The following is a 23806-nucleotide window of genomic DNA, read 5'->3' as shown; positions in this document are numbered from 1 at the left end:
AATTAACACTATGAGCCAGATTATCCTTGCTTCTGCATCTCCCCGACGCGCCGAATTACTCGATCAGGTTTGCATCACTTACGATATTCAAAGTGTCGATATCGATGAAAGCATTAAACCCAATGAATCAGCAGAAGACTTGGTGCAACGTTTAGCTATCGAAAAATCACAAGCTGTAACAAATACAGATAAACCTGTTCTTGGTTCTGACACCTTAGGTTTAATAAATGATCATATCCTAGTTAAACCGACTGATTTGGATCATTCCATCAAAATGTTATCGGATATGTCAGGAAACTGGCATGAAATTTTATCGGCAGTAGCGATCAGTTATAACGGAAATACCCACGTAAAACTAAATCGTAACCGCGTATTATTTCGTGAAATAAGTCAGGATGAGATGATACGATATTGGAAAACAGGAGAACCTCAGGATAAAGCAGGTTCTTATGCTATTCAAGGAATCGCTGCGATGTTTATTCAGCGAATCGAAGGTTCATATTCTGGCATAATGGGCTTGCCTTTATTTGAGACAATGCAATTGCTTAATGACTTGGGTATCAGTAATCTAGAAACAAACGAATAAAACGAACATCAAAATAACAAACAACTTTCAGGTTAATCGATGAGCACAGAAATACTAATAAATGTAACACCACAAGAATCACGAGTCGCATTGGTTGAAAACGGTATTCTGCAAGAATTGATGATCGAACGAAGCTCTAATCAGGGTATCGTGGGTAATATTTACAAAGGAAAAGTGAGTCGTGTACTTCCCGGAATGGAAGCGGCTTTCATTGATATCGGACAGGAAAAAGCAGCATTTTTACATGCTTCTGATCTACGCTTTCCTAAAGCGCAAATTTTTAATGGTGACTCGCCAGATGAAGACATCCAGCTTCCTCCCATTTCAGAATTACTCCACGAAGGTAAATACGTTTTAGTACAGGTCATCAAAGACCCGTTAGGCACTAAAGGCGCGCGTTTAACCATGCATGTGACGATACCTTCGCGTTATGTGGTACTTATGCCAGATACCAATACCATTGGCGTATCCAGCAAAATAGAAGATGAAGAAGAGCGTAAACGTTTAAAAAACATTATTTCAGAATCTCGTGAGTCTGTTGATGTTGATAATACTGACCTCGATTTAATCAAAGAACAAAAATTCGGCTATATTGCCCGAACTGCTGCTGAAGGCATTGAAGAAGATGCAATTGCAGCTGATATCCTATTCCTGAATAAACTCTGGAAGAAAGTAAATGATGCTTCTGGGCAAAAGTCTGAAACGAGAAAAATATATTCTGATTTGCCGCTAGTACAACGCGCGCTTCGTGACTTGGTTGCTGAGGATATAGAGTCCATCAAAGTTGATTCACGAGAGACTTTTAACAATTTAATTGAATTTTCCAAAATTTATATTCCGGAACTATCAGATAAAATCGAATATTACATCGGTAAGCGTCCAATATTCGATCTGCATTCTGTAGAAGATGAAATACAAAAATCTTTGAAACGCAAAGTAAGTTTAAAGTCTGGTGGTTATCTGATTGTTGATCAAACAGAAGCGATGACTACCATCGATGTAAATACTGGCGGGTTTGTCGGACATCGAAATCTGGAAGAGACTATCTTCAAAACCAATCTTGAAGCTGCCCAAACACTGGCCAGACAATTACGTTTAAGAAATCTTGGCGGTATCATTATTCTTGATTTCATCGATATGCAGCAAGAAGATCACAAAGAACAGGTACTCGCAGCATTAGAAAAAGCATTAGAGAATGATAGTGCTAAAACATCGGTAACTTCCTTATCAAGCCTAGGCCTGGTAGAAATGACACGTAAACGCACCAGAGAATCTCTTGAACATATCTTATGTGAATCTTGTTCAACCTGTGAAGGTCGTGGCTATATCAAAACAGCAACGACAGTATGCTATGAGATTTTTAGAGAAATCCTCAGAGAAGCCAGACAATTTGATGCGCGCGAATTATTGGTATTAGCATCGCTCGATGTAACTGATTTATTACTCGATGAAGAATCTGACAGTCTGGCTGAACTTCAAGAATTCATCGGTGTACCTATCCGTTTTCAGGCGGAATCTCTGTATACGCAAGAACAGTTTGATGTGGTTTTGTTGTAAGTTTAAAATTATTTACAGTTTAACTTAAGTAGAATTTTACAAAACTACATATAGAAAACCGCCTAAAAGCAGGGGGTGACTAAATAAACTATTACTGCGATAGTTAATAGTCTGTTACCTAGTCACCCATCTTTATTTGTTAATTAATCAACTTCTAAGGGATCAATTTCGTTAACAATTTCCTGACGTTCTGTTTTTCCGGTATAACGACTAATTGCGAAGTTATCACTCAAAATTTCCGGATCTTTTCCGCATACGATATCCGTTGAAACACGCGCCGAACCAAAACTCATAGTCCATCCTAAAGTACCATGACCGGTATTTAAAAATAGATTACTGATTTCAGTCTTTCCGATAATAGGTGTTCCATCAGGTGTCATAGGACGCAGACCACACCAGAAATTATCTTCGGTAAGATTCGTACCATTCGGGAATAAATTCGAAATAACATAACGCATCGTTCTGCGTTGTCTATCGCCTAAACTCAAGTCGTAACCTGTAAGTTCTGCAATCCCCGCAATTCTAATGCGATTACCTAAACGCGTTATTGCCACTTTATAGGTTTCATCCATAATAGTAGAAACGGGTGAAGCATCTTCATTGGTAACCGGAATGGTTAAGGAATAACCTTTAACAGGATATACAGGGCTATCAATGCCAACGTCTTTTAATAATGCGGTTGAATAGCAACCCAGCGCCATAATATATTTATCAGCCGTTAAATCGCCTGCACTTGTAGAAACCGAAGTGATTTTGCCGTCGCTCATATTAAGCTTGTCGATTGAAGTATCGAACTTGAATTCGACACCCATTTCACGACATTTTTCCATTAGTTGAGTAGTGAGTTTGAAACAGTCACCCGTCATGTCATTGACCAGACGTAAACCACCCACGATATCTTTTTTAACATCTGCAAGACCTGGCTCAACTGCTACACACCCATCAGCATCGAGTAATTCATAAGGTACATTAATTTCTTCGAGCACTGCAATGTCTTTAGCCGACGCTTTTAATTGCGCCTGTGTTCTGAATATTTGTAATGTACCTTTGCGTTCATGGTTGTAATCAAACTCTAATTCATTATCCAGCTCTAGCAAACAAAGTCTGCTGTATTCAGCGAGGCGCACCATGCGATCTTTATTGATGCCATAAGCAGTTGTTGTACAGTTGGACAACATGCGTGAAATGAATTTTATTTTATCCCACTCAGGTTTGAAATTGACAATCAATGGTGCGTATTTACTCAAGATCCATTTGAAAGATTTCTTTGGCACACCAGGAGCCGCCCAGGGGGCAGAATAGCCGGGTGAAATCTGCCCTGCATTTGCAAAACTGGTTTCAAGACCCGCACTCGATTGGCGATCAACCACCGTTACTTGATGGCCTTCTTTTGCCAAGTAATAAGCGTTTGTTACACCGATAACACCACTGCCAAGAATAAGAACGTGCATAACTACATAACCTGAATATAAGTATTAAAAAGTTACATAAGAATAGTTAAGTTTTTAAAATATATTCTACTGAATTTCGTTTAATACCAGAAAATTATGCGTAAAAAGTAATTTGCTCAGTAATTGTTATGGTTAAGAGATAAATCGACATTCAACTCCAGATTAGATATATGTCTAAATACAGTAAGTCCTGTCAAAAATATTCAAAAAACCCCTTAAAGTAGGGGGGTGTGAAATTTAAAGTTTAAAAGGTAATAGTGAATAAACCGTCAAGAATTGCCCTGCTAAACGAATGTAATAAAGGTAGCCCTAAATATGTATAATTGTTATGTATCAAAAACTAATTGTTTCTGCCAAATCCTGTTCTGATATGTCCGTATCCGTATATACGACTAGGGTCAACAGTCACTTTATGTTGCCCTTTACCACGTAATTCCTGAACTTTTTCACCCAGAGATTCAACAACGTGTCCTGGCAGTGATTTAAGCTGATCTAACTTTCCCTTGACTGCCCAATTTTCAGTAGCGATTCCTTTGGCCTTTTCCATATTAGCGATTTCGAAGCGTGACTCTTGAATGTAGGTTCGTGATCGTTCTAAAACAGGTCGAACTTTATTGATCAATTTCTCTGAGTCGAAAACAAACTGCGGACTTCCATAATCTGCGACTGCCATATTAATGATAGTGCTATGATCCTGGATAACAAGGTAGTAGCAGCCAAGTATGGGGCAGACTCTGAATAGATCTAAATTTAGATAACCGATACGTAGTAGTTCGTTAGCACGATCTACTTCAAGAAGATCCCTTACATATTCTACTATTGTTTGAATAATTTCAGCGAGAAGCTCCAACAAGCCGACAACAGGTCCAGTTACCGCACCTGCATCACAAAAAAAGCCTAGTGTCTTACCAGTGAATGCAACGGTAGATTTACTGGCCGCGACAGTTTTAGATGCAATTTCACGATTTAACAGTGTCAGTATGGCATCGAAGGCTGCAGATGGATCTTCAGGGGCAAAGGCATAGCGAGAATCTGTCATTCCTTTCTTGTCATAGACTGTTTTGGCAACTCCTATCCAACCTATCACTGCTTTTCCACCACTCGTTACCAAACCTACCACTGGCATTACTTCGGCGGTAAATTTGCTGGTGCCTCCCAGCCCGAGACCCTTGAGTACTTTATCAGGATCTTTACCTGGACAAAGATTCTTGAGTAAGTTCTCTATATTCTTCTTCATTTTCGCGGCGTCAGCAGCATTGCTGGCAATCTTTCCCCCATTGCCTGCAACATCAACTAGACCTGAGATGTTTTCTAAAGTACTTTTGGTCGTAGTGCCTACTGTCTTTGCCCCTGAAAGACCTAATTTCAGAGTGTCCATTTTGTTCTTTGCACGTTGTTGGTACATGCCCACTAGATTGTTGCTTTTAAAACTTAATTTTTTACCTTCAAATTGTTTACAAAGAGCAAGTTTCTGTTGTCGGCCAATATAGTCCATTGCTTCAATTTCTTCCTTGCTGAGATTTCGATTATCATAAACAGCTCGGTAAAGTTCCGTAACAGCACCTTTAGAATTACGAACGCTTTCACGCCAGTCTTTCGCTTTACTTTTTTGGTCGAAGATCCAGCGATCAAGAGCGACCTTTACATTTTCCTTAATTTGCGGTGCTTTCAGAGAATCATCGAGAGCCACAAGAAATTCGCTCCGCTTGCGCGTGCGGGAATAAGTCGATGCCATCCACTGATCATAAGAAGGTAACTGAGTCATGCTGTTCTCCGTTTATTGAAGGGTAATTCAAACTTAAATTTCAAATTAAATACACTAGCCACTTTGAACATGCCACAATAAAGTTTTAGAGGCGAGGTATTCCTATCCTATGTTTCTGCCACAGTAAACTAAATTGATGAGTATACGTATCATATATTTCCATTGAAGCCGACGAGAGAAATCCCCAAATTAGCATCACTTCGGGAGTCTTTAACCCATTTCCCAGCATTAACTGAAGACTTAAACTATCTAAATGATAGTAATCCACTCACGATTTTTTGTGTTTGCCTAAACAGCACAAATGTTCGTAATGCAACAGTAAGCCATTAAGACTTATTGGTAAAATATTCCTGTTTAATATACGGAGGGCATGTTTGCAGCCGACTTGATTTATAGCCATACTTAGTTTGTGAAGTGTTTAATGTCATTAAAGAACAGTTCTTCGGATAATTTTATAAACAGCAAACGATCATAATCATTCAAAATGCAATCTAAAGCTTTTCTTGGTACAGATCGGTGATTTCTATCCAGTGCTGTTCGCAATAACCTAATGCAATGCCATTAGTCGTAAAAGACAGCGCAAAGTTGTTGACGAGATAACATTCTGAATTAAAAAATGAACGCCACACTAAAAGCTTCTTTTAAAAAGAAATAACAACCTATAAACAAGGTAAAATCTTGATTTATAGGTGCGAACAAACCATTTATGAAATAAACGAGTCACCTTATTTAATAATTAGTCTTTATAATTTTTACTTAATATAGAAAAGTAGAGAGTATTTTGTATATAGTAAATTAGTACTAATTTGTAATTTTTTAAAGTTACTTTTACAGTTATTTTTACTAGGCTTTCTTGTCATCTACTCAGTCAGATCACATAATAATCATACTCATAACATTGGATGTTATATGCAGCTTTCTAATTTTTCGTTTTCTTCATTTCGATTACTTTTAATTCTGGTTTTATTGTCACTTAGCCCATTATTAATTGCTGAAATAAACTCCTCAATAGATAAATTACAGGGCCGTAATAAAAGCAGTGTCACTGATGAAATCAAAAAGAAAATAGAAGCTGATCAAGAAGCTACTGAAACAGTTGATAATAAAGCTAGTAATAAGACTGATAGTGATACTGTTGATACAGCAAAAGAGAGACCTGAGCCTGTTCTGGGTATCAACACAGCAGATGTAAGAGAAGACACATCAAGCGTGCAGTTTCTCGATCTGTTTAAATCCTCTATTCCGTTTAAGGAAACAGTTCCATGGGGAAGCAGTAAAGGCCTTGAATACGATAAGAATGGTTGGCCAACTGACTTAAAAGAGGGGCAGGCTGGTACCAAATTTTTAAATAGATTACCTGAAGAAACGGTTGAAGATGGTTTCTTTACGGTGCTATATGATGGTGAAGGAACAATTTTTTACGGTAACGATGCGCGTTTAATAGTGCACCGACCTAATAAAGACATCATCGAAATTAAAGCAGGCAAAGATAAGATTTTAAATGCCTCTTTGTTTATTAAAAAATCTAACCCTGATGATTACATCCGTAATATTCGAATATTGCCTGAAGGTGGTATTTGTAAAGGTGTGCCACACATTCGTGTTAAATCAGATTTAGATTGTGATAAGGGTAAATATCTTTCTTTTGAAGACAATCATTTAAACCCATTAGCGACAGAACAACGTAGTGATCAGTTAAAAGAAGAAACAGATGAAAAATCAATGGTTGAAAAGTCATCTAATACAAAAGGTTCTAATGACACTTCAAAAGAATCGGTAAAGGCTAAGCCTGATGATGAAAAGGAAAAATCAGTAGTTATAAATAAACAAGATAATGATGACGATAAGAATAATAAAGAAACTAAAACTATAGAAAACACAGTTACTGATACTACGAAACACAAAACCAATAAACCTGAAATAAAAGGTTATTCAGACGTTGATAAAGCAATCGTTTTTAACCCTGATTATCTGGATTTCATGAAAGACTTTCAGGTGGTTCGTTTTATGAATATGTCTGGAATGACACGTAACCCTGTAGAAAAATGGGAAGATAGAAATACCCTTAGAAAAGCGAGTTGGGGTGGCAAGTATGGTTCTCGTGGTGCACCCGTTGAGGTAATGGTAGCTTTATCTAACAGGAATAAAGCTGATCCCTGGTTTTCAATGCCGTACAAGGCTAGCGATGAGTACATTAGAGAATTCGGTGAGTACGTAAATACTCATTTGGATAAAGACTTAAAAGCCTACATTGAATACAGCAATGAGGTTTGGAACCCGATTTTCACACATCACGATTATGCGATTGCCGAAGGCATGAAACTAAAACTGGATGAAAAAAAATCCATTGCGGGCTACAAATGGTATTCATTACGCAGCGTTGAAACCTTCAAGATATGGGAGAAGATCTTCGGTGGTACCGATAGGTTAGTGCGAGTATTGGGAAGCTGGGCGAGCAACCAAACCATGTCGAGCACAATTCTTTCCTACAAAGATGCGTTCAAACATACCGATGCAATCGCGATTGGTCCGTATTTTTCTGCGCATCCCAGAGTGCTAAGGCGTGCCAAGACTGTTGATGATGTTTTTAAAGCGATGCTGGATAAAACCACAAAATGGGGGATGGATTCGACCTTAAACTACATCAAAAAACAGGCCAATGTTGCCAAATCTTATGGCGTTGATTTAGTTGCCTATGAAGGTGGTCAGCACCTGGTAGATTGGAATACACGTAAGGTAGATGAGCATCCTAACAAACTCCTATATGCCGCCAATCGTGATCCTAGAATGGGAATCTTATATGATGAGTTAATGGAAGGATGGCAGCGTAATGGTGGTAAATTATTTGTTGCCTTTAGTGCGCCCAGAATCTATAGCTGGTATGGAAGTTGGGGACTTAAAGAGCATATACGACAACCACGAAGCGAAGCGCCAAAATATGACTCCTTGCTACGCTATTTAAATGCGCGTTTGTATCCTGAAGAACAGCCGGACACAATCGATTCATCTTCCATGAAATCCCTAAATGGTGAAATCCCTGAGATCCCCGTCATTTACGCCAAAGCACCTAACGATATTTGGAGTTTGAAGAATCCGCATATTATTAAATCAACCCTCAAAGATAATAGTAAACGTGATATTTCTGCTAGCTGGCAAGCGAGTTGGGATACAAAACACCTGTATATTAGTCTCGCTGTCAATGATGACGATTTAGAGACAGGTGATAGTGTCAGACTAACTCTGGACACTACAACCGATGAACAAATCAAAGCTAAGAAAATAGCTCAGGAAAAAATAGATATACAAACAGAGAAAAAACTATTAGCGAAAAAGAAAGAAGAACAAGCTGCGCGAAAGAAAGTCTATGAAGCTAGAGCTAAGGCTCAAGCTAAAAAAGAGCAGGAGAAAAAAGGCAGAGAACAAGAAAAAGAAAAGAACAAATTGGAAGATACGAAAACAGATACTAACAATACAGATTCTTATCCAGTTAAAGAAGAAAAAAGTAATACCTCGATAACAAAAGAAAAAAAGGATGAAGAATCTGCAAACAAAACTAAAGAAACTTCAACTAAGTCAGTGGATGAACCTGAAAAAACTGTAGTTAAGAAAGAGAAAGAAAAGCTTGAAGTAATCAATGATAAGGTTGAGGCTACATCCGAAAAAACTATCTCAGCAACTGAAATAGCAACACAAAAAATCGAGAAAGAAATAAAAGAATCTTTAGAGACAAACAATGTGGCTAGTAAATTTACTAGTAAAGAAAAGGAATTAGATTCTAAAGACAAAACAGTTTCAAAAGAGAATTCCGAGTCTTCGAAAACAGAAAAAGTTATATTTAAAGAAGAAATTGAATCGAAAATAGTAGAACCTAAAACAAAAGACTCGAAAACAAACAGTTCAAACATAGATAAGGCTGAAAAAACTGATTTAAAAGATCAAGAAAGCACTGAATCAAATAATGACCAAGAAACTGTCAAATCAACCAACGAAGAAGCGAATAATGAATCACCAAAAGTAATTAGCAAAGAAAACGCTATAAGCTTTATCTTTACACCATTTGATGATGCAACATCTCAAGCAAGGACTATCAAAACTGATGCAGGATATTTATTAAATCTGGCAATACCTTGGAATCAAATCTATTCGAATAATGACTCATACGAAATTGAAGACAAAGAAGTTGATGGCATTAAAGATAAAGATCAGAATAAAGACAAATCGGAGAAAATTACTGAAGTATTTCAAGCAAAGCCTGGTGATAAATTAGGTATCAATTTTGTAATATCAGACGTTGATATTGACGAGAAAGGTAGCAAAGAATTACGTTCGGCAGATACTAATCTTCCTTTACCGAAGATAGTACTGAAGAACTCGTTAGTAGAATAAGACTAAGACTGCTTTATATATAGCAAAGTAATTTAGTTTTAGAATATTTGTACTGCTTTAATCATTTGAGGAGCTAAAGTGACAACTTATAGAGGACAATGTCTGTGCGGATCGATCAAATATGAAGTGTCAAAGATTGAACCAAAAATGGGACATTGCCATTGTTCAATGTGTCGTAAATTTCATGGTTCTGCTTTTGCAACTTTTGGTGAGGCTAAGAGTGAAAACTTTAAATGGGTTTCTGGTGAGACACAAATACAGAGTTTTACTGCCGAAAATGGCACAATCCGCAAATTTTGTCCCAAATGTGGTTCCAGTCTTATTTTTCAGGATTCTTTAGATACTACTGATGTTGTTGAATTTGCACTCGGTACACTGGATAGTGATATAGAGATTAAACCCGATGTGCATATATTCGTGTCCTCAAAAGCTAACTGGCTGGATATTCGTGATGATTTGCCGCAGTTTTCCAGTCATCGCAGCAGTAAACAATTAAACGATAACTGAAAGCTTATTTAAACTTAAGGTTTCACACTTAATAAAAAGTGCCCAAAAGTAGGGGGGTGACTTAATTTTTAAAATCTAGTGTTTTCATCATCTCAATAATCCTTCTTTTTCCAAAAAAGATAACATTTAAAACATTATTCAAATCTGCACTGTTAATTATGAAATAAGTAACAATATTGAACTTATGAATGTTTTTGAGTACTTAATAAGTATCAGATTATTTAGTAAGTACTAATATTCTTAAGTATCATTAGAATTCAAATGAATTATTTGGTCTAAGTTACTTTTAATTAAAGAGAAAAACTCTATAATCCGCTCAATTTAATTTTACATATTTAATAATAGTTTAATAAAGGACTTAGTTTAATGAAATTTTCATACGGTGTGGTTTGTTTAGTAATGGCATTAGGTTTATCTGCTTGTTCGGATGATAAAAACGATAAATCTTCAGAAGCGACAGACACGGCTACAAGCGTCGTTGATAAAGCGAAAGAAGCAACAACTAAAGCTGCGGACGCAACCAAAGATGCAGCTGGTTCGGTTGCAGATAAAGCAAAAGAAGTGACAGATTCAGCGGTAGATAGCGTTTCTAACGCAGCTGATACTGCAGTAGATAAAGTAAAAGAGACCGTAACTGAGACAACTGAAGCCGTTAAAGAAAAAGCTGCTGAAATGAAGACAGAAGCTGTAGAAAAAGCAACTGAAATGAAAGACAGCGCGGTAGAAGCAACTAAAGAGAAAACTCAGGAAGTTATGGATGCTGCAAAAAGTACTGGTACTGCAGCGATGGACAAAGCGTCTTCTATGACTGAAAGTGCTAAAGAAGCAGTTACAAATACAACTGATAAGGTGATGGATAAAGCTAAAGCAGCTGGTAGTTCTGTTATGGAAAAAGCGGCAGAAATGAAAGATTCAGCGGGTAATCTTATCAAAAGTGATGAAGCTGCTCCTGTTACAAGTGACTAAAAATCATTAATTTATGATAGTTTTTTTAAATACCGGCTTTATGTCGGTATTTTTTTTACTAAAAAAATACTGCCTAGCTCTGCATAAATTCTATTTACGTTTATAAAAAAACATAAACGTAATATCATTCAAAGTAGGGGGGTGACTTATACTTTATTCAAGATACCTAGCAAGATTCTAATATCACCAAGGATTGATACATGCTTGAACTACGACCTAGTTGTGAAAACTGCAATATATCGCTTCCAGCAGACTCTGAAGCGGCAATGATCTGCACCTATGAATGTACGTTCTGCAAAAGTTGTGTTGATGAAGTATTGAAAGGTGTTTGCCCGAATTGTGGTGGAAACTTTTGCCAAAGGCCTGTTCGCCCAAAGGATATGTTGATTAAGCATCCGGCTAGCAAGAAGGTAGTGTTTAAACCTGTAATCAATAAATAAGTGCTTCAACACATTAGTGTTTTTTAATATTTGGTCACCCCCCTAGTTTAAGTCACTTTTTTATTTCTAAATAGCTATAGCGATACACGCTCTTTAATCGTGTTTGATATATCGATAAACTCCCTCATAGTAATACATTCAAAATGACTAACTCAAACTGTCACTCTTATTATCATCAAAGGAAACAAACATAATGATTTCTGGTTTTTTACAGGGAATGAAATATGCGTTTAGCGGATTTTCACTGATTACCAAGAAAGGAATTCGTCCTTTTGTATTGATCCCTTTGATTATCAATATCGCCGTTTTTTCATTAGCGATCTGGTTAGCGTCATCTCAATTTGAATCGTTAATGAATTATTTAACAGGCTGGTTGCCAAGCTGGATGCCTGATTTCATTAGGACTGGGTTAGAGTGGATACTCTGGCCATTGTTTGCCATTCTCATTCTGATTGCGGTTTATTACACCTTTACCATCATAGCCAATCTGATTGCAGCTCCATTCAATTCTATACTTGCCGAGCGGGTTGAACAAAAGCTCAAAGGTTTACCCATTACTGAACAGAAAGGCTTTAAAGCCATGATGGCGACCTTAGGTAAAACCATGGGCAGTGAAGTGCGAAAAGTAGTGTATATGTTGAAATGGGTGCCACTGCTATTGTTGATTAGCATTATTCCGGTGATAAATTTTATATCGCCATTCGCCTGGGCTATTTATGGTGCCTGGATGTTATCGCTGCAATACACTGATTTTGCTATGGGAAATCATCAACTCTTCATCAAGGAAGAATTGCCACTACTGCGCAAAAATCGGTCGATGGCTCTAGGTTTTGGCGGTGTGTTAACGGTGTTAATGATGATTCCGTTCGTTAATTTCTTCGTGATGCCCGTGGGTGTTGCGGGTGGAACACGATACTGGGTTGAATCACTTTCAAAGCATTAGTGTATAATTTATCTAAGTTACATTCATGCTTACTACATCCACACTTACAAAAAAGCCTGCAATGATGCAGGCTTTTTTGATGGTGAAATAAATAAGTGTCTAAGAAATGACTGTTACATTTCCACACTATGATAAACATTCTGCACGTCATCATTGTCATTGAGTAAGTCGAGCAACTGTCCAAACTGCTCTAGATCGTCTCCCGTTAAAGGAGCCATATTTTGAGCAAGATATTGAATTTCATCGACTTCAAATTCATCAACTAAGGGCTCTAGTGCCTGTTTAGCTTTGAAGTATTCTGTATTTGGTGCAAAAACAGAAATCATTCCGTCTTCATTTTCGATATCAGAAACATCCACATCCGCTTCCATCAGTGCATCAAGTGCAGCTTCTTCATCATCTCCCTTAAATACAAAAATAGCAGAATGATCGAACATATGACTAACGGTACCAGGTGTTCCTATTTTACTTTTAGTCTTGGTGAAGCACTGACGAACATCACCAAATGTACGGTTAGGATTATCGGTAAGACATTCAACCAACACCATGCTGCCAGCAGGGCCGAAGCCTTCATAAAGTGCAGGAGAGAAGTCTTCTCCGCCGCCACCTTGTGCTTTATCGATTGCTTTATCAATGACGTGAGTAGGTACCTGATCTTTCTTCGCGCGATCAATCAAACTGCGTAACGACAGATTGCCATCAGGGTCAGGACCGCCAGCTTTTGCACAAACGTAAATCTCACGTCCATATTTGCTGTAAACCTTTGCCTTCATGTCTGAAGTTTTGGCCATTGATTCTTTACGGTTCTGGTAGGCTCTGCCCATTACAATCTCTCTGTTAAATTATTAGAAATAAAAAAATGCAAAGCTTACAGATAACTCGGCATCTTGTGAAGGGTCACGTGGAATTTGAATATGGATAAAAAAGTCATGCCTAGGTTCAATCGAGGTCATGTTGAGCTTTTTGACGATAACCCACGGGTATGGTTTTTATTCAATCATGAAAAAACCTGCTAAAAGTAGGGGGGTGACTTTATGAAATCTCTAAAAGCCAGAAATTACTAGTTAAATAAATAGGCTATTTACGATTCAAACTACAAAAAGCGATACTCTAAAAAAGCAATATTCTATTAAAGCTCATCTCAAATTCTGCATAAATTTTAATCAGTCGAGTTCTTTAGTTGTGTCGTACACATGTTGCTGTAACTTCGGATTGCGCTCCAGTAAACGTCGAAACTTTTTTTCGTCCAGAACCAGCAGCGTTGATGGAACAATAGTACGAACCTTAATACGTCGATGCTTGCCGGGTAAAAATGTCATAACGCCGAATATTTCTCCGCGTCCAAGTCGAGTTAGTCGACCCGCAGACTCTATTTCGACTGCCCCTGATGCAATGAAATAGACTTCCTTTACAACAGTATTTTTATTGATGATCACTGTATCAGTGTTGATATAGCGTGATTGCAAATTGCGCGCAAGCTTTTGTAAGCTTGTATCATCGAGATCGGCAAACAAAGGATACTGTTTGATCAGTTCAGCTCGTTGAAAAGAAAGATCAATCGATAGCCGCTGTTCTGCGATTGCACGACGTGAGGCGATGTCTTGAATCAGAGTAATATGTAGTTCCTCACCCACGAGGCTTTGTTCCAGTAACGAATTGTACTCTTGCTCTTCAAGACGCAATGCGGTTCGCTGAATAATATTTCGACCAAGTTCTTCAGCATATCCAGGGAATTGCAGGCGTAACCCTTCAAGCGCTGTTTCTACCATAGTCTTGCGACGTTCAAGCAACTCATGCAGCAGTTCCGCCACGCGTCGACCATGCAAACGCTTGATTCGCGCATTTATGAAGCCTTCCAGATCACCAAATATAACGCTCTGCGATACTAATACCTCAAAACGCTCTTCAATGATGCGTGCCAGCGGTGCTGACCATCGTAAACGGTTGTGCAGAAACAATGCCACCCGGTAAAAACGTCGATAATCGACACTTTTCTTCGCAGCGCGTTGATAACCCGTGCGACCTGAACTTCGAGCCCCATCAATGAGTCGATCCGCATCTGCCACGGCTCGTTCAGCAAGACGTAACGGAAACGTCCGTTCCCTTACTCTTTCCAGAACTGCGTTACGCTCTGCTACTGCCAATGCAACCAATCCGAGTGTAATACGGTCACGCGCACTGACGCCTTTATCTCCCTCTGCCAGATGTACGGCCTGATCCAGCCTCAATGCGAACCTCTTGGCTTCACTACGCACTGTTTCGTGGGGCAGTTCGAACACCTTGGTTCGTTCAACCATGTCTTCGCGAACAGTTTGTAATGCCACTGCCACCACCTGATTGGATAATGCCGAATCAACAGGCGATAAGCGATCGAGTTTTAGCAGGCTGATAACCCAACGGAGTGTTGTGCCCTGAACTAGCAGTGTGAACACGGTAAAGCCAGTTGCCAGAATTCCGACAAGACGCTTGATTTCAATTGGCACTGCCTGACTTTCGGTGACCGCCAGCGCAAGAGCCAGGGTCACAGCTCCTCGTAATCCTCCCCACAGAATTGCTGCGCGATAGGGCAATTCAACAGTAGGAGAAAGACGCAGGCTGGACATTAAAGGCATCAGGCCAAACAGAATGGCTGCTCGCGCCAAAATAGCCGCTGCGATAACCACCATCACCAAAAAGATATCATCCAGACGTACAGCTTCGAGCATTCTAGGAATCAGCAATGCTGCGAGTATAAAGATCAACGCGCCAGCCCAATGTGCCAACAGGTCCCAGGTTTCACGCAGGTTGGTCCAGGTAAAAGGTGATACCCGACTAGGTCCCACAAGCTTCAAAGTAAGTCCGGCAGTAACTACGGCAATAACACCCGAAGCGCCAATGGTCTGCTCTGCGCCTATATAAGCCATGTAGGGAAGAGCAACTGATACAGAAATAATTGCGCGATCATACTGCGCGAACAAAGTCATTATCCAAAGTGCCACATACGTTGCTACCAAGCCTGTCAAAACTCCGCCTAAGATCAAAACCGGGAAGTGTGACAGGGCACTCGTCATGGTGGGGTTTGGTAAGTTAACTGTCACATAGGTGAGAAACACACCAGATAGAGCGATAGCAGCTGCATCGTTTAATAAACTTTCACCTTCGATGATGCGTGCCAGTCTTTTGGGCGCCGCGATCGAACGAAAGATACTTATCACGGCCGAAGGATCCGTGGTGGAGACAATAGCACCAATCAACAAACAAGCCATCAACGGTAACGGACTGGCCCAGGCTAATGCGTAACCAACCGAGAAGGTTGCCACGACCACCGCTACAATAGCTAACACCAGAATCGGTACCCAGTCATCCAGCATGCGACGCAGATTCATCCCAAGAGTGGCCTGGAACAGCAGTGTCGGTAGGAATACATATAAGAATATGTTTGAGCGTATGGGAAAGTTAAGTATTGCTTCTGCAACCGGATTCAGGGCATCAGTTAGCTCGGTATTAAGAAAGAACGTCGCGCCAACACCAATGAGAATGCCAAGTACGGCCAGAATTGCAGTGTAGGGCAGACGTAAACGTGCAGCTAGCGGTTCAGCAGCTGCAATGACCAGAAATAAAGAACTGATAATGGTGGTTACAACGACTATATCCATAGGTGTTCTAAATCTATCCCAGAATTTTTAAGAGAATTAAATATATTCGACCCATTGATACAATGAGAATTTAATAAAAACAGTTTGTAGAAAATAAAGCAGGCTTGCCAAACATTGTCTTTGTTATAACGTGGCTTGGTACTTTTTTGGCTTTTTCTTTGTAGCTACATAATACCCGCTGTAACTCACTTTTTAGAATGTCTAAGCTTCGACAAGTTCAGCATAACTATCACTATTTAAAAGCAACTTCTCGTAGTTGACTGATTTGGTCACGCACTGCGGCTGCTTCTTCAAATTCAAGATCTTTTGCATGTTGGAACATTTTCTTTTCTAGTTTTATGACTTCTTTCGCTGCTTTGTCAGGTGAAAGCGCAGCATAATTAGCTGACTTATCTGCAACTTTATCTAGTTTCTTGCTCGCACGTCCACGCATCGAACTGCCGTAGGCGCCTTCCATAATATCCGAAACTTTCTTCGCGATACTGGTTGGCGTAATACCATGTTCTGTATTGTGTTCAATCTGCTTGCTGCGACGTCTATCTGTTTCGTCAATTGCAGCTTGCATCGATTTAGTAATCGTATCTCCATAGAGGATGGCTTTACCGGATGAGTTACGTGCTGCACGGCCTATTGTCTGTATCAACGAACGCTCTGAGCGTAAGAAACCTTCTTTATCTGCATCTAAAATCGCTACCAGACTGACTTCTGGCATATCTAATCCTTCCCGCAATAAGTTGATACCGACCAATGCATCAAATTCACCCAAACGTAAATCACGAATGATTTCGACGCGCTCTACGGTATCAATATCTGAATGCAAATAACGTACACGTTTCCCGTGGTCAATTAAGTAGTCAGTTAAATCCTCAGCCATGCGTTTAGTTAAAGTTGTAATTAATACGCGTTCGTTTTTAGCCGCACGATCAGAGATCTCTGACATCACATCATCGACCTGAGTAAGTACCGGTCTGATTTCTATGGTTGGATCGAGTAAACCCGTTGGGCGAACTACTTGCTCTGCGACATTATCACTGTGCTCATTTTCATAGTTACCGGGGGTTGCAGAAACATGAATGACTTGTGGAACGAGTTTTTCAAATTCATCAAAACGTAATGGGCGATTATCTAATGCAGACGGTAATCTGAAGCCATATTCAACCAGATTTGTTTTACGCGAGAAATCTCCTTTGTACATGGCACCTATTTGGGGAATAGTGGCATGAGATTCATCGATAATTACTAATGCTTCATCAGGTAAATAATCGAGTAAACACGGAGGTGGAGCTCCCGGAGGTCTGCCCGATAAATAACGCGAGTAGTTTTCTATACCAGAGCAATAACCCACCTCTACGATCATTTCGATATCGTATTGTGTACGTTCTTTTAAACGCTGTGCTTCTACTAAGCGATTTGCATCATAGAGCACTTCTAGTCGTTCTTTTAATTCTACTTTTATTTTTTCTACAGCCGCCAGCATGATTTCTCTTGGTGTTACATAGTGGCTTTTTGGGTAAACAGTGAGTCTCGGCACTTTACGTAATACTTCGCCGGTTAATGGATCAAAGTAGCTCAGTGTTTCAACTTCATCATCAAATAATTCAACACGTACCGCTTCAATATCAGAATCAGCCGGGTAGATATCAATAACATCACCACGAACTCGATAGGTACCGCGAGAAAGTTCTAGATCATTACGGGTGTATTGTATTTCTGTCAGTCGATGCAGTATGGCTCGCTGATCTGTTTTGTCTCCACGATCAAGATGCAACATCATCTTCATATACGATTCTGGATCACCCAAACCGTAAATAGCAGACACTGTCGCAACGATGATGGTGTCTTTTCTTTCCAGCATTGCTTTAGTTGCAGATAAACGCATTTGCTCGATGTGCTCGTTTATCGATGCATCTTTCTCGATGTATATATCAGAGGCAGGCACATAGGCTTCTGGTTGATAATAATCGTAGTAAGAAACGAAATACTCGACAGAGTTTTCAGGGAAGAATTCTTTCATCTCTCCATACAATTGCGCAGCGAGTGTTTTATTATGCGCCATGATGATAGTTGGCCGCTGTGTTTGCGCAATAATATTTGCCATGGTAAAGGTTTTACCAGAGCCAGTTACACCGAGCAGAGTTTGATGCATCAGGCCATCATTGAGTCCATCGACTAATGATTTTATTGCGGTAGGTTGATCGCCAGCAGGCTCAAACTTGGTTTCTAAATTAAAAGTGGATTGCATACAGATTCTTGTTTACTCATTGGTAGGATAGAGTATATTTCAAACTATTCTTGTTTCGGAAATTTTTTATGGCTATTCAATTGTCCGACCGCGTACAGCGAGTCAAACCTTCTCCTACTTTAGCAATGAGCGCACTGGCTCAAAAGATGAAAGCAGAAGGTAAAGATGTTATTAATCTAGGTGTTGGTGAACCTGACTTTGCTACCCCAGAACACATAAAAGCGGCTGGTATAGCCGCAATCAATAATAATAAAACAGGTTACACCGCTGTTGATGGTATTGCCGAATTAAAAACAGCTATTATCAATAAATTCAAGAATGACAATCAGCTTGAATATAATGCTGATCAAATCCTTGTTTCCTGTGGTGGTAAGCAGAGCTTTTCTAATCTTTGCCAGGCATTATTAAACGATGGCGATGAAGTAATCATCCCCGCACCTTACTGGGTTTCATACCCAGATATGGTTTTACTCGCTGGTGGTAAACCTGTGATTGTAGAAGCAGACCAGAAACATCACTTTAAACTGACGCCTGAATTACTTGAAAGTTCAATTACAGATAAAACTCGTCTGTTTGTGATTAATAGTCCTTCAAATCCTACGGGTGTTAATTATTCTTTTGATGAATTAGCTGCTTTGGGAAAAGTACTTTTAAAATACCCAGATATCATTGTTGCTACCGATGATATGTACGAACATATTCTTTTTAATAACGCTGAATTTTCTAATATTTTGAATGCAACACCCGAGTTATATGATCGTTGTATTGTTCTAAATGGTGTTTCAAAAGCTTATGCCATGACAGGTTGGAGAATAGGCTACGCTGCAGGGCCTGCTGATCTGATTAAAGGCATGAAGAAGGTTCAAAGCCAAAGTACATCTAACCCTACATCAATTTCTCAATATGCATCTGTTGTTGCCTTAAATAGCGATCAAGATTGTATTATTCCGATGCTAGTTGAATTTAAAAAACGCCATGACTATGTGGTAAGTTCTCTAAATGCTATTGAAGGTATCGAGTGCCTAGAGTCCGATGGAACATTTTATAGCTTTCCTGATGTTAGTGGCTTAATTGATCGTATAGATGGCGTGTCAAATTCTGCTGAATTATCCGAGCGTTTATTAAGTGAAAAAGGAGTCGCTCTAGTTCCTGGAAGTGCATTTGGCCTTGAAGGTCATATCAGATTATCATTTGCAACAAGTATGGAAAATCTTGAAAAGGCAATTGAACGTATCGCCTCTTTATAAGTTCGTAACAGTTCTTAATCGGCATTACTAAATAAGAAAAACCCCTCTAAAGTAGGGGGGTGACTTATTCATTTCTGTATCTGCTTATGCTTAATAAGAAAGCTGATTACTCGTTGCTTGTATTCAAATTATTTCGTAACACCATATTTAATTCGATAGTTACTTATTTTCTCTAATAAAGCCTCATCATCTGCGCTTTCCTGTATATGCTGAATCACATTATCCAAACCAATAATATTGATTACTTTGATGCCATAACTCTTTTCAACTTCCTGTACTGCAGATAATTCACCGGTGCCGCGCTCTTGTCGGTCCAATGAGATACAGATTCCTGCTAGTTCAGCGTTATGGGTTTCAACAATATCAGCTGCTTCTCTACAAGCTGTTCCTGCACTAATGACATCATCAACAATGAGCACTTTTCCTGATAAAGGTGCGCCAACAATATCTCCGCCTTCGCCATGATCTTTTACTTCTTTGCGGTTATAAGCATAGGGAAGGTCAATTCCGTGTTTTTCATAAAGCGTTGCGCTGACTACCGCTACCAGAGGAATACCTTTATATGCCGGACCAAAAAGCATATCAAACTCAACACCTGAATCGACTATAGCCTGTGCATAATAATCACCAAGTTTTGCAAGTGAAGAACCCGTTTGAAATAAACCAAAGTTAAAGAAATAAGGACTTAAGCGACCAGATTTAAGTGTGAATTCACCGAATTTAAGGACGTCATTGGCAATAGCAAATTCAAGGAATTCTTGTTGATATGTTTTCATGATAGTAAAAGAGTCTGTAATAAAACGTTAGTATAGCGAAGCTTTACTGTTTAGCGAATGTTTCGTTCGTCGGGAATTTATCTCATTAATTCAAGGTTATGATAAAGTGTCTATATATAATTAAAATAAACATTAGAAAGTTAAAAGGTAAGAAAAAAGATGAAAAAGATAGTTGTACTAGGTTCTGTTCTATTAATTGCATTATCTGCACAAGCGGGTCTATACCGCTGGGTTGATGACGCGGGCAATGTCCATTTCTCAGACAAAGTGCCAGCAGCAGCATCTAAAAAATCCCATTCAGAACTTAATAAAACGGGTGATGTAACTAAAACTGTCGATCCTTCTTCGCTTCAAAATGAAAAAGAGTTGGAAGAAATAGCAGCTAATGAAAAAGCTAAACAAGAAGAAATCAGACGAATTAAACAAGAAGCTATGGACATTGTTTATAAGAGAGATGATTACCTGCTAGCGACTTATGAAAACGAAGATGAAATAAAACATTCTTTTGAAAGTAAAATTAAAATGCTGAAGGGCAATTCAAGAATCCTTGAAGCTCAAAATAATGTGCTAAGCAAAAAAATTGTTAAGTTAGAAAAGAAAGTATCGACAGTTAAACACAAAGATACCTTACTTTCATTATCGGGCAAAATTGTCAATATTAACAAAACGATTGTGCAATATAAGCAGGCATTAGAAGAAAACGAAACTCAAATCGCCAAATTAAGCGCTAATTACAAGATAGATTTAGAAAGATTTATAGAGCTTACTAAGTAAGTTTTTCTTTAAAAAACAATAATAATGAGAAATTTTAAACACAAATATTTAATAGCGTTTTTATGCTTATATTTACCCGTAGAAGCAGCATATTACCGCTGGACAGATGATAATGGTAAAACCCATTACTCATATAGTGTGCCTGCTTCAAAATCTCAATTAGGTCATGTTGTGATTAGCAAACAAGGCATTGAAACTGAAAAAGTTATCTCTGCAAAAAAGAAAAGGCAATTAAAAGAACTTGCAGATTTGCGAGCGTTGAAAAAGCAAGAGGCCGACAAAGAAAATAAAATTAAAGAATTTCAAGAGGCTGAAGATAACTTATTACTTTCTGTTTTCAGTTCTAAAAAAGAATTAATAAAAGCATACGATAGTAAATTGCAACTTGCCCAAGTCACCATTGATTTGTTAAAAGGTAGACACAAAAAACAATCCATCAAATTAGAAGTATTAGAACAAAAGCACGAGAGAATGGTGGACATCAAGCATAAGCAAGCTTTAGAAAAGCAAATTGATGTTGTCCTTGATAATCTTAAAATATACCAACAGGCTATTACTGAAAATCTGATTGAAAAAGATAAAGTTAAGGGTGAGTTTGAAATAACCTTAGCTAGATTTCAGAAGCTAATGGTTAAATCAGCTTCTGAATAATCGAGACTGTAACTAATTCTGTGTAACTGCCCGTTTTAAGTATTTATAATAAGATTTTAAGAAAGACTATTTCGAGTCTTTCTTTGGCTCATCTTTAGCTGATTTAGTCTCTGAACTGTCTTTACCTGTTAATTGACGTAATTGCAGTTTTTGGCCCATTACACGCACGCCTTGTAGATGTTTTTCAATCTCTTTAGGCATTCCTTCAGGAAGATCTACAGTTGAATAATCACCACTGATGTCTATGTTCTGAATATACTGACTTTCTACACCTGCTTCATTAGCAATAGCGCCTACGATGTGTCTTGGCTCGGTTCCATGGCTTTTACCAACATCCAGGCGGTAAGTAACCATTCCTGCCTGTGTTGGACCACGTTTACGTTTTGATCCTTGTGATCTTTCGCGATTTTCACGGGTACGATCGCCCTTTTCACGACGATTACTGTTACGGTCATTGCGGTCGTTACGATCTCCACGATCATTTCTGTCACGGCCTTCACCTAATTTTCCATCAGGAATTTTACTTTGTGGTGTAACTAATAACGGACGGTCTTGTTGTACTAGAAACGCTAATGTAGCTGCGATCTGTGAAAGTGTTAGCTTATTTTCTTCTTCAAGATCAGCAATGATTTTTTCGTAGAAGTCTAGTTTCTGTGATTCTGCCGTTTCATTGACCATTTCTTTGAAACGATTAATGCGAGCTTCACTGATATCTTGTGGAGAAGGAAGTACTAAAGGCTCGATTGTTTGTCCAGTTGCACGCTCGATGCCTTGTAACTGTCGACGACCGTTAGGTGGAATAAACAGTATCGCAGTACCTTTACGTCCCGCGCGTCCCGTACGACCAATACGGTGTACGTATGATTCATTATCTGCGGGCATATCGTAATTGATAACGTGAGTTATGCGTTCAACATCTAAACCACGTGCAACAACATCGGTAGCCACGATGATATCGATAGTGCCTTTCTTCAAACGATTGATGACTTTCTCACGCATTGACTGCTGAATGTCGCCATTCAAAGGAACCGAAGCATAACCGCGTGCTGATAACTTTTCAGATAATTCAGTGGTCATATTTTTAGTACGAACAAATATGATAATGCCACCGGTTTCTTCCGCTTCTAGATATCGGGTTAAAGCATCTAATTTGAAAGATGTTTTACCTGACCAGTAATACTGGGTAATTGTTGAAACTGTTGATGTTTCTGTTTTTACCTTGATATCAATTGGATTGTTTAAATATTTTTGTGTAATGCGTTTTATAACGCTCGGCATGGTTGCTGAGAATAAAACAGTCTGACGCGAATCTGGCGTTTCTTTTAAAATAGTTTCGACATCATCGATAAAGCCCATGCGCAGCATTTCGTCGGCTTCGTCTAATACTAGTGCTTTTAAATTACCTAATTTCAGTGTTTTACGGCGTAAATGATCCATAACACGACCAGGTGTTCCAACAACAACATGCACACCACGTCTTAATTGTCGTAATTGGATATCAATGCTTTGACCACCGTAAATAGGCATTACGTGGAAACCTTTGAGGTGTCTTGCATAACTTTGCATTGCTTCAGCTACTTGAATAGCAAGCTCGCGAGTTGGTGCAAGTACAAGAATTTGAGTGTCTTTAGAGTTCAGATCTAGTCGGCTTAATAACGGTAAAGAGAAAGCAGCAGTCTTGCCTGTTCCTGTTTGCGCCTGTCCAATTAGGTCTTTTCCTTCCAGTAAATGGGGGATGGTTTCAGCTTGTATGGCTGATGGGGCTTCGTATCCGGCTTCTTCGACCGATTTGAGGACGAGTTCATTCAGATCAAGGTCTGAGAACTTAATGTTTGATTCGTTTGACATAATATAGTACGGAGTAATTCGAAGAAGGTCGC

17 protein-coding genes are annotated in these 23806 nt (G+C 38.9%); 10 read left to right on the top strand and 7 right to left on the bottom strand.

The window, feature by feature from the left end; all coding sequences use genetic code 11:
- Positions 1–10: 10 nt before the first annotated feature.
- Positions 11–586, top strand: a complete 576-nt coding sequence (locus Q1A31_RS03520; protein ID WP_299872436.1) for a nucleoside triphosphate pyrophosphatase — start codon at positions 11–13, stop codon at positions 584–586.
- 39 nt (positions 587–625) lie between these two features.
- A complete protein-coding gene (rng, locus tag Q1A31_RS03515) occupies positions 626–2143 on the top strand; it encodes a ribonuclease G (protein ID WP_299872433.1) in 1518 nt (505 codons plus the stop codon).
- A 143-nt stretch (positions 2144–2286) separates the two neighbouring features.
- Here rng and Q1A31_RS03510 read toward each other — a convergent pair whose 3' ends face one another.
- The gene (locus Q1A31_RS03510) at positions 2287–3594 is read right to left on the bottom strand and encodes a D-amino acid dehydrogenase (RefSeq protein WP_299872430.1); all 1308 of its coding nucleotides are present in this window, start codon (positions 3592–3594) and stop codon (positions 2287–2289) included.
- 340 nt (positions 3595–3934) lie between these two features.
- A complete protein-coding gene (locus Q1A31_RS03505) occupies positions 3935–5359 on the bottom strand; it encodes a hypothetical protein (RefSeq protein ID WP_299872428.1) in 1425 nt (474 codons plus the stop codon).
- Positions 5360–6268: 909 nt separating this feature from the next.
- Between Q1A31_RS03505 and Q1A31_RS03500 the strand changes: the two genes are divergently transcribed.
- From Q1A31_RS03500 to cysZ, 5 genes are all read left to right on the top strand, one after another.
- Complete coding sequence (locus Q1A31_RS03500) at positions 6269–9745, top strand: hypothetical protein (protein ID WP_299872426.1); 3477 nt, start codon at positions 6269–6271, stop codon at positions 9743–9745.
- 78 nt (positions 9746–9823) lie between these two features.
- Positions 9824–10252 carry a GFA family protein gene (locus Q1A31_RS03495; RefSeq protein ID WP_299872423.1) on the top strand — a complete coding sequence of 143 codons (429 nt, stop codon included), beginning with the start codon at positions 9824–9826 and terminating at the stop codon, positions 10250–10252.
- A 366-nt stretch (positions 10253–10618) separates the two neighbouring features.
- On the top strand, positions 10619–11218 hold the full coding sequence (locus Q1A31_RS03490) for a hypothetical protein (protein ID WP_299872420.1): 600 nt from the start codon (positions 10619–10621) through the stop codon (positions 11216–11218).
- A 200-nt stretch (positions 11219–11418) separates the two neighbouring features.
- Positions 11419–11658: a DUF1272 domain-containing protein gene (locus tag Q1A31_RS03485; protein WP_299872418.1), complete on the top strand. Its 240-nt coding sequence runs from the start codon at positions 11419–11421 to the stop codon at positions 11656–11658.
- A 193-nt stretch (positions 11659–11851) separates the two neighbouring features.
- Positions 11852–12601 (top strand): sulfate transporter CysZ, encoded by a 750-nt coding sequence (gene cysZ, locus Q1A31_RS03480; RefSeq protein WP_299872415.1) that lies wholly within the window; start codon positions 11852–11854, stop codon positions 12599–12601.
- Positions 12602–12714: 113 nt separating this feature from the next.
- Here cysZ and Q1A31_RS03475 read toward each other — a convergent pair whose 3' ends face one another.
- From Q1A31_RS03475 to uvrB, 3 genes are all read right to left on the bottom strand, one after another.
- Positions 12715–13425 (bottom strand): YebC/PmpR family DNA-binding transcriptional regulator, encoded by a 711-nt coding sequence (locus Q1A31_RS03475; protein ID WP_299872413.1) that lies wholly within the window; start codon positions 13423–13425, stop codon positions 12715–12717.
- Between the two features lie 339 nt (positions 13426–13764).
- The gene (locus tag Q1A31_RS03470; RefSeq protein ID WP_299872410.1) at positions 13765–16236 is read right to left on the bottom strand and encodes a cation:proton antiporter; all 2472 of its coding nucleotides are present in this window, start codon (positions 16234–16236) and stop codon (positions 13765–13767) included.
- 232 nt (positions 16237–16468) lie between these two features.
- Complete coding sequence (uvrB, locus tag Q1A31_RS03465; protein WP_299872407.1) at positions 16469–18478, bottom strand: excinuclease ABC subunit UvrB; 2010 nt, start codon at positions 18476–18478, stop codon at positions 16469–16471.
- A 68-nt stretch (positions 18479–18546) separates the two neighbouring features.
- Here uvrB and Q1A31_RS03460 point away from each other — a divergent pair, with 68 nt between their 5' ends.
- Complete coding sequence (locus Q1A31_RS03460; protein WP_299872404.1) at positions 18547–19725, top strand: pyridoxal phosphate-dependent aminotransferase; 1179 nt, start codon at positions 18547–18549, stop codon at positions 19723–19725.
- 128 nt (positions 19726–19853) lie between these two features.
- Here Q1A31_RS03460 and pyrE read toward each other — a convergent pair whose 3' ends face one another.
- Complete coding sequence (pyrE, locus tag Q1A31_RS03455; RefSeq protein ID WP_299872402.1) at positions 19854–20501, bottom strand: orotate phosphoribosyltransferase; 648 nt, start codon at positions 20499–20501, stop codon at positions 19854–19856.
- Positions 20502–20660: 159 nt separating this feature from the next.
- Between pyrE and Q1A31_RS03450 the strand changes: the two genes are divergently transcribed.
- On the top strand, positions 20661–21275 hold the full coding sequence (locus tag Q1A31_RS03450) for a DUF4124 domain-containing protein (RefSeq protein ID WP_299872399.1): 615 nt from the start codon (positions 20661–20663) through the stop codon (positions 21273–21275).
- A 24-nt stretch (positions 21276–21299) separates the two neighbouring features.
- Entirely contained in the window at positions 21300–21926 is a 627-nt protein-coding gene (locus Q1A31_RS03445; protein WP_299872396.1) for a DUF4124 domain-containing protein, read from the top strand.
- A 66-nt stretch (positions 21927–21992) separates the two neighbouring features.
- Here the strand turns inward: Q1A31_RS03445 and Q1A31_RS03440 are convergent, their stop codons facing one another.
- Positions 21993–23774, bottom strand: coding sequence for a DEAD/DEAH box helicase (locus Q1A31_RS03440; RefSeq protein ID WP_299872392.1), 1782 nt, complete (start codon positions 23772–23774; stop codon positions 21993–21995).
- Positions 23775–23806 lie beyond the last annotated feature (32 nt).

Origin of the sequence: uncultured Cocleimonas sp., from assembly GCF_947495625.1 — a bacterium.
GTDB lineage: Bacteria > Pseudomonadota > Gammaproteobacteria > Thiotrichales > Thiotrichaceae > Cocleimonas.
Note: the sequence above shows the minus strand (reverse complement) of the source record. Positions and strands in the feature narration are given on the sequence as shown.